The 7,669-nt window shown below is 45.4% G+C and carries 7 protein-coding genes; all 7 read left to right on the top strand.

The features are described from left to right. Positions 1–3 precede the first annotated feature (3 nt). Positions 4–3,576: a chromosome segregation protein SMC gene (gene smc / locus AYJ08_RS17240; RefSeq protein ID WP_064018739.1), complete on the top strand. Its 3,573-nt coding sequence runs from the start codon at positions 4–6 to the stop codon at positions 3,574–3,576. 71 nt (positions 3,577–3,647) lie between these two features. After that, positions 3,648–4,661 carry a signal recognition particle-docking protein FtsY gene (gene ftsY / locus AYJ08_RS17245; protein WP_064018740.1) on the top strand — a complete coding sequence of 338 codons (1,014 nt, stop codon included), beginning with the start codon at positions 3,648–3,650 and terminating at the stop codon, positions 4,659–4,661. A 161-nt stretch (positions 4,662–4,822) separates the two neighbouring features. Further along, a complete protein-coding gene (locus AYJ08_RS17250) occupies positions 4,823–5,161 on the top strand; it encodes a putative DNA-binding protein (protein ID WP_003336871.1) in 339 nt (112 codons plus the stop codon). Positions 5,162–5,172: 11 nt separating this feature from the next. Continuing rightward, entirely contained in the window at positions 5,173–6,615 is a 1,443-nt protein-coding gene (gene ffh / locus AYJ08_RS17255) for a signal recognition particle protein (RefSeq protein WP_031413639.1), read from the top strand. A 95-nt stretch (positions 6,616–6,710) separates the two neighbouring features. Next, on the top strand, positions 6,711–6,986 hold the full coding sequence (rpsP, locus tag AYJ08_RS17260) for a 30S ribosomal protein S16 (protein WP_003336873.1): 276 nt from the start codon (positions 6,711–6,713) through the stop codon (positions 6,984–6,986). A 21-nt stretch (positions 6,987–7,007) separates the two neighbouring features. Continuing rightward, positions 7,008–7,235 carry a KH domain-containing protein gene (locus AYJ08_RS17265; protein ID WP_003336874.1) on the top strand — a complete coding sequence of 76 codons (228 nt, stop codon included), beginning with the start codon at positions 7,008–7,010 and terminating at the stop codon, positions 7,233–7,235. Positions 7,236–7,373: 138 nt separating this feature from the next. Continuing rightward, on the top strand, positions 7,374–7,669 hold a 296-nt coding region (locus tag AYJ08_RS17270; protein ID WP_064018741.1), incomplete at its 3' end, for a YlqD family protein.

Here is a 7,669-nt window from a genome sequence, read left to right on the forward strand (position 1 = left end):
ATCATGTATTTAAAACGGTTGGAACTGATCGGCTTTAAGTCGTTTGCAGACCGGACCGAATTGGAGTTTGTACCGGGAGTGACTGCGGTAGTTGGTCCAAACGGGAGCGGCAAGAGTAATGTATCGGACGCGATTCGTTGGGTGCTTGGTGAACAAAGCGCTAAATCGCTTCGTGGCTCCAAGATGGAGGATATTATTTTTGCCGGCAGCGATACGCGCAAACCGGTAAATTTCGCGGAAGTATCTTTAACCCTAGATAACTCGGATGGCTCTTTGGATACCGAATACTCCGAAGTGACCGTAACACGTCGAGTCTATCGTTCAGGGGACAGCGACTATTCTATTAATAAGCGTTCCTGCCGATTAAAGGATATCATGGAACTGTTTATGGATACAGGTGTAGGAAAAGAGGCCTACTCTATCATTGGCCAAGGCCGAATCGAAGAAATACTGAGCACGAAATCAGAAGATCGCCGGGGCATTTTTGAAGAAGCAGCCGGAATTGTAAAATATAAGACTCGCAAGCGGGAAGCAGAAAAGAAACTGGATGAAACAACCCAAAATTTAGTGCGTATTTATGATATTCGCAATGAGGTAGAAGAGCAAGTAGGTCCCTTGCAGGAGCAGGCGGAAAAAGCCAAGACTTATAAAGGCCTACATGAAAAGCTTGTGCAGCATGAGGTAGCTCTCTACGTGCAGCAAATCGAGCAGACGCATGCCAAATGGGAGGAAACGAAAAGACAATCTGCTGATTTAGAAAATCAATTAGCCAAGCGTGCCGCGCAAGCAGGCCAGCAAGAAGCGGAGCTAGAGCAGGCTCGCTACAAGGTTAATCAGATTGACGAATCAATTGAAGAGCTACAGCAGGTTTTGCTTACGGTGAGTGAAGAGGCGGAGAAGGTAGAGGGGCGCCGTGAGGTATTGCGGGAGCGCAAAAGAAATCTCGAAGCGAATCGTAAGCAAACGATGGAGCAAATGCACCGCTTAACCGAGAAGCAGCATGTCATAGAGGAAGAGCTGACAGCGGAAGAAGCACGCCGAGAAGAAGCCAAGGGAAAGATGCGAGAAGCAGAAGGAAAGCTCAAGAAGGCGGAATCTGAATTCCAAGTGGTCGTGCGTGGGTTGACAGATGATCTGGAGAAGCTGAAAAGCGATTACTTCGACAAGCTTAATGAAATGGCTCGCCTCCGAAATGATATTAGGCATCAGGAACAGACGCGTGATACCAGCAAGGCACGAATGGAGCGTTTGCAGGCAGACCGAGATCGCCTAGTTAGTGAAGAATCTACTCAGCTAAATACAGGGGAAGGGCATGCCGCTGAGCTTGCAGCAATTGAGCAAAAGCTAAATGAAACTCTAACCCGTTTCCGTGAATTCATGGCCCAAACCCGTGGACAAGAGCAACAAATCGAAGAGGCTGAAATGGAGATTCGCCGTCTTGAACAGCAACGCGAAGCTACGCGCTCTAGGCTAGACCTATTAAAAGAGATGCAGCATGATTTCGCAGGCTTCCAGCAGGGGGTTAAAGAAATCCTGCGCGCTCGTGAAAAAGGCATGAAGGGAATCCATGGAGCGGTTGCCGAGCTAATGACAGTGCCGCGCAAGGTTGAAACTGCTATTGAGGTTGCTTTGGGAGGAGCCCTGCAAAATGTAGTCGTAAATGATGAAGCAGCGGGGCGTGAAGCGATTGCCTACCTGAAACGGCATAATCTGGGTCGTGCTACCTTCTTACCACTATCGGTCATTCGTTCTCGTTCCCTTACTAGTGAAGATGAACGCCAATTGCGCAATGAAAGCGGAGTGGTAGGCATTGCCAGTCGTCTTGTCTCCTTTGATGAAGCCTATCGGGCTGTTGTCGAGTCTATGCTTGGCAATGTCATCATTACAGAAACATTGGAGCAGGCAAACCGTGTAGCCAGAAGCTGCCATTACCGCTATCGGGTGGTCACGCTAGATGGCGATATCGTTAATGCAGGCGGCTCTATGACGGGCGGAGCTGTGAAGAAGAACAATGCAAATCTTCTAGGCCGCAACCGTCAGGTAGAAGAGCTAGAAGGCATGTTAGATACCTTGCAAAATGAAATTGCACAGAAGAAGGCTAGCATTGAAGCTGTTGCAAAGACAGCGAAACAAGCAGAAGAGCAACAGGAAAAGCTGCGTGAACAAGGAGAGGTCCTTCGCTTACGTGAACAGGAATTAAAAGGTTTGCTGCAACAAGCGGAGCTATCTGGAAAATCCTTACGGGAGCGTATGGCTGTACTTGATCAGGATATGGCTCTTTATCAAAAAGAGATGAATGATGCTCAGCATAAGCTGACGGAACTGAGCCAGCAATTGAAGGTGCTAGAGGAAGAAGAGCATTTGCTCACAACTGCTATTGCTACAGCCGAAACAAGACGAAAAGAGCATATGCTCAGCAAGGAAGAAATGAATGAGCAGATTACCAGTCTGAAGGTCCTCGTGGCACAAGTAAAGCAGGAGCATGCTTCTCGAATCGAACAGGTGGAGCGTTTACGTGAACAACGCACCTTATTGACAAAGGAATGGGAAGAAGCGAATCAGGCTTTGATGGATCTGCATAGCCTAGATGATAATAACGATTCCTTTTTTGGAGAGCTGGATGAAAAAATTTCTGAGCTTCGTCAGGATAAGGACCGTGTAGCCAATCTGATTTCCGAACGGCGTGGAGATCGATCGAGTCTATTTGCTAAGCAGGAGCAATTGGAGCTCGAGGTAAAAGAGATTCGTAAACAAGTAAAAGCACTTGAAGAGAAGCTACATGCCGAAGAAGTAAAGGGAAACCGGTATGAAGTAGAATTAGATCATTTGCTAAACAAACTATCAGAAGAGTACGAGCTAAGCTTTGATCTCGCTAAGCAAAAGTATCCTCCGTTGGGAGAGATTGCTGAGCAGCAGGGAGTCGTTAATGGATTGAAGAAGCAAATAGCTGCACTCGGAACCGTTCATTTAGGTGCAATTGAAGAGTTTGATCGCCTAGCAGAGAGGTTAGATTTCTTGCGGAAACAAGAAGAGGACCTAATAGAGGCAAAAGAAATGCTGTATCAGGTGATTGCTGAAATGGACACAGAGATGTCACGCCGCTTCCAACAGACATTTGATGAGATTCGAGTTCAATTCCAAGATGTATTTGTGCAGTTGTTTGGAGGAGGTAGGGCTGATCTTTTGTTGTCACAACCAGATCGATTACTGGAAACAGGGATTGATATTGTAGCCCAACCGCCGGGTAAAAAACTACAAAATTTAGCGTTATTATCTGGGGGAGAACGCGCATTAACAGCTATGGCTCTCTTATTTGCTATCCTGCGCGTGAAGCCAGTGCCATTCTGTGTATTAGATGAGGTAGAGGCTGCGCTGGATGAAGCTAATGTTAGCCGCTTTGCCGAATATATGCATCAATTTAGCGGTGAGACCCAGTTTATTTGTGTCACACATCGGAAAGGAACTATGGAGAGTGCTGATGTCCTGTACGGTATCACTATGCAGGAAGGCGGCGTTTCCAAGCTGGTGTCTGTTAAGCTAGAAGATACGAAAAAACTGATTGAATCCGCTTCATAGATCGTATTTGCAGTCTTTTAAGACTCGCCGATCCACTAAAACAAACAGACAACATTCAAGGAGGGTCAGTTGTGAGCTTTTTTAAAAAACTTCGTGATTCCATCGTAAAAAAATCAGAAGAGGTAACGCAGAAGTTTACGAATGGGTTAACCAAAACAAGAGATCTTTTAGTTGAGAAAGTAGAGGATTTAGTCCGTCGCTACCAAAAAATTGATGAGGATTTCTTCGAGGAGCTAGAAGAGATTCTAATAGCAGCCGATGTAGGCGTAAATACGGTGATGGAGCTCGTTGATGATTTGCGAGGAGAGGTTCGCAAGCACAAAATCGAGAATGCCTTAGACTTGCAACCAATTCTATCGGAAAAGCTAGTTAACTTATTACGCAATGATGAAGCCCACAATACGGCACTACAGATAGAGGAAGGACGTTTAAACGTTGTGTTATTCGTAGGGGTTAATGGTGTAGGAAAAACCACTACGATTGGTAAGATGGCTCATATGTTTAAACAACAAGGAAAAAAAGTAGTTTTGGCTGCAGGGGATACCTTCCGGGCTGCTGCGATTGAACAGTTGGAGGTTTGGGGCGACCGTGTTGGTGTAGATGTGATTAAGCACCAGCAGGGCGCTGATCCGGCAGCCGTTATCTATGATGCGGTACAAGCGGCTAAGTCACGTAAGGCAGATGTTCTTCTCTGCGACACAGCAGGTCGTTTGCAAAACAAGGTGAATCTAATGGAAGAGCTAAATAAGATCTTCCGTGTCCTACAACGTGAAATCCCAGATGCTCCTCATGAAGTATTGCTGGTTCTGGATGCGACGACTGGACAGAATGCTATGAACCAAGCTAAGGCTTTTGGGGAATCCGCTGGTGTGACAGGTATTGTCTTGACCAAACTAGACGGGACAGCGAAGGGCGGTATCGTTATTGCTATCCGCAATGAGCTGGATATACCGGTGAAATATGTAGGTTTGGGTGAAAAAATGGATGATTTACAAGCCTTTGATCCAGAACAATTCGTTCATGCTTTGTTTGCTGGCTTGATTGAAAAAGAGACAGAGCAGGAAGCTGAGTCCGAGCAAGAATAGCAAGCTTGCGAGCGCTGTTTTTGCAGAATATATCTTGAAAAAATTAATGTCAACAAAAAGACTTGACAGTAGGCGCAGGATTGTATAGTATATTACTTGGCTCTGTAAAGGAAAAAAACTTTACACAGTAGCAACCGATCTAACTGTAAAGGATTGGTTCCATGCTGGAAAAAACGAATCAAGTGAATCTCTTATTTGACTTCTATGCTTCTCTGTTAAAAGGAAAGCAACGCGAATACCTTGAGCTTTACTACCTGGATGATCTATCGTTAAGCGAGATTGCAGAAATGCATGAAGTAAGCCGACAAGCCGTTTATGATCATATCAAGCGAGCTGAAAAGCAGCTTTATGAATATGACGAAAAGCTGAAGCTAACAGCGAAGTATGAACAGCGTCAAGAGGTTGTGAGGATGATGATCAATCTGGTAGAGGCCACAGGTGGGGACGATACGAGAGAGGAATTGCTTATCTTGCTCCGCCAACTGTCAGAGATGGATTAGGAGGGGCACATATGGCATTTGAAAGCTTGGCAAGCCGATTGCAGGGCGCCTTTGATAAGCTGCGTGGCAGAGGTAAAATCGACGAAACCATCGTGAATGAGGCGATGCGGGAAGTGCGTCTGGCTTTATTGGAAGCAGACGTTAACTTTAAAGTCGTGAAACAATTTGTTGCTCGGGTCAAGGAACGTGCAGTTGGACAAGATGTTTTGAAAAGCTTAACGCCAGGACAAATGGTTATTAAAGTGGTAAATGAAGAGCTGACTGAGCTTATGGGCGGTAACGTCTCCAAGCTGGCTGTCTCTAACCGACCACCGACTGTTATTATGATGGTTGGTCTACAAGGTGCGGGTAAAACAACCACAACCGGTAAACTGGCCAAGCTGTTACAAAAACAAAATCGTAAGCCTATGTTGGTTGCTTGCGATATTTATCGCCCTGCTGCCATTAAGCAGCTCCAAGTACTAGGTGAACAATTGAGTGCTCCTGTATTTACTATGGGTGATCAGGTAAGTCCGGTAGAAATCGCTACGAAAGCGATTGAACATGCTAAAGAAAATCACTACGATTATGTGATTCTTGATACGGCGGGTCGACTGCACATTGATGAAACTCTCATGGAAGAGCTTCAACAAGTGCGTGAAGTGGCAAAGCCAGATGAGATTTTGTTGGTTGTGGATGCTATGACTGGTCAGGATGCAGTCAATGTAGCAGAGAGCTTTAACAATCAACTAGAGCTTACAGGTGTGATTCTTACTAAGCTAGATGGAGACACACGTGGTGGTGCGGCCCTTTCTGTTAAAGCAGTGACTGGTAAACCGATCAAGTTCGCAGCAATGGGTGAAAAGCTTGATGCTTTGGAACCATTCCATCCAGATCGTATGGCATCACGCATTCTGGGGATGGGCGATGTACTGAGCTTGATAGAAAAAGCACAGGAAAGCGTCGATGTGGATAAAGCAAAAGAGATGGAGCGCCAAATGCGCCAAGGGGAATTCACTTTTGACATGTTCTTGGATTCCATGCAGCAAATGCGTCAGCTAGGGCCGCTTGAGGACCTGTTGGGTATGTTGCCTGGCATGAATAAGATGAAGGGCATGAAGGATCTAAAGGTGGATGAAAAGCAAATTGCTCGTACGGAGGCCATCGTGAAGTCGATGACAAAGGAAGAGCGGGCTAACCCTGATATCATGAATGCAAACCGCCGCAAGCGTATTGCTGCTGGTAGCGGAACCACGATCCAGGAAGTGAATCGTTTCATCAAGCAATTCGAGGATATGAAGAAAATGATGAAGCAATTCACAGGCATGACGGACAAAATGAAAAAGAAAAGCAAGAAAAAAGGCGGATTCTTTCCTTTTAAAGGAAATGCACCGATCGATCCGTTTGGTGGTATGGGCGGAGATGCCGATGATAAAAAAGGCGGCTTCAATTTCCCGTTTAATCCGTTTAAATAATGTAAGCTTGAACTCTCTTCGCTCTATAAAGGCGATAGTTCAGATATATAGACACATACAACGTTTTTCGTTGATTCTTTTAGGAGGTGAACAACATGGCAGTTAAAATTCGTCTAAAGCGCATGGGTTCTAAAAAGGCTCCTTTCTACCGTGTGGTAGTTGCGGATTCTCGTTCCCCACGTGATGGTCGTTTCATTGAAGAGATCGGCTATTACAATCCAGTTGCTCAACCAGCAGTGGTTAACATTGACAGCGAGAAAGCTGTTCAATGGATCATGAACGGAGCGCAACCTACCGATACAGCTCGTAACTTGCTTTCTCAAGTAGGCGTACTTGCGAAAGTACACGAAGCAAAAATCGGCAAGAAGTAAGATTGGGACGGTGATCTTTAGATGAAGGCTTTGATCGAAACGATCGCGAAAGCTCTTGTGGATCATCCGGAACATGTGAAAGTGAACGCAGTGGACAAGGAGCGTATCTTAGTTTTCGAGCTTTCCGTTCATCCAGATGATATGGGTAAGATTATTGGAAAACAAGGTCGCATTGCGAAAGCCCTGCGGACGGTTGTAACGGCTGCTGCAGTTCAGACTGATAAGCGGATTACCGTTGAAATCGTATAAAAAAGACTGGGGGGTTCTCCAGTCTTTTTTCGTATCTACATACGTGTTAACCCCACATGCAAAATATAGTGTTACTACATGTGTTTATATAAAGGAAAGCAGCGAAATAACTTTCTTAGCTGTCGGGAGGCGGTGCCTATGATCAGCATTGAGAGATTGGTGCATGTAAAAGTTGTTTTGACAGAGAAAACTAAGGCGTTATTACGGGAAGAATATGAAAAACAAGCACAATATGTGCATATGGAATTGGAGCAATGGCGATTCCAGCGTAAAAAAATATTAGCTGAGGCTGAAAAAAGAGGAAGCGAAGGGATGCGTCTGGCTCTGGAGAGGTTGGATCAGGAAGAAGGGACCCTGCGTGAGAAATTGGAGCTGATTTCTATTCAACTTGAACAAGTAGAAAGGCTTCCCTTAGAAAGTGAACTCCATCAGCA

The organism is Brevibacillus sp. SKDU10 (assembly GCF_001645205.1).
Taxonomy (GTDB): domain Bacteria; phylum Bacillota; class Bacilli; order Brevibacillales; family Brevibacillaceae; genus Brevibacillus_B; species Brevibacillus_B halotolerans.